1 protein-coding gene is annotated in these 546 nt (G+C 68.1%); it reads left to right on the forward strand.

The window, feature by feature from the left end:
- Positions 1 to 546, forward strand: a 546-nt coding sequence (locus AB3X89_RS40150; protein ID WP_368588047.1) for a phosphopantetheine-binding protein, incomplete at both ends; no start/stop codon positions are given.

The raw sequence follows: 546 nt of genomic DNA on the forward strand, positions 1-546 counted from the left end.
CGGTGAACGGCAAGCTCGACCGCAAGGCACTGCCCGCGCCGGCTGACGATGCGTATGCGCGGCGGGGCTACGAGGCGCCGCGCGGGGAGCTCGAGACGGTGCTGGCGCAGCTGTGGGCGGAGCTGCTAGGTCTGGAGCGCGTCGGACGCCACGACAACTTTTTCGAGCTCGGCGGCCACTCGCTCCTCGCGGTACAGGTGTCGAGCCGGCTGTCGCAGGCTGTTGGGGTCGAACTGCCGCTGTCGACGCTGTTCGCCAGGCCGGTGCTGAGCGATCTTGCGGCAAGTATCGTCGAGGTATTGAGCCGCTCCGGTCCCCAACACCTGCCGGCGATTGTGGCCGTATCGCGTCATGAGCCGCTTGAGCTATCGTTTGCGCAGCAGCGGCTGTGGTTTCTGGCACAGCTGGACAAGGACAGCGCCCGCTACCACGTTCCGCTGGGGTGGCGGCTGCAGGGCAGGCTGGATCGCGCGGCGTGGCGACGCAGCCTCGATCAGCTGTATGCGCGCCACGAGGCGCTGCGCAGCGTCTTCGTTGATGCGGAGG

Source organism: Paraburkholderia sp. BR14320 (genome assembly GCF_040948665.1).
GTDB classification, from domain to species: domain Bacteria; phylum Pseudomonadota; class Gammaproteobacteria; order Burkholderiales; family Burkholderiaceae; genus Paraburkholderia; species Paraburkholderia youngii.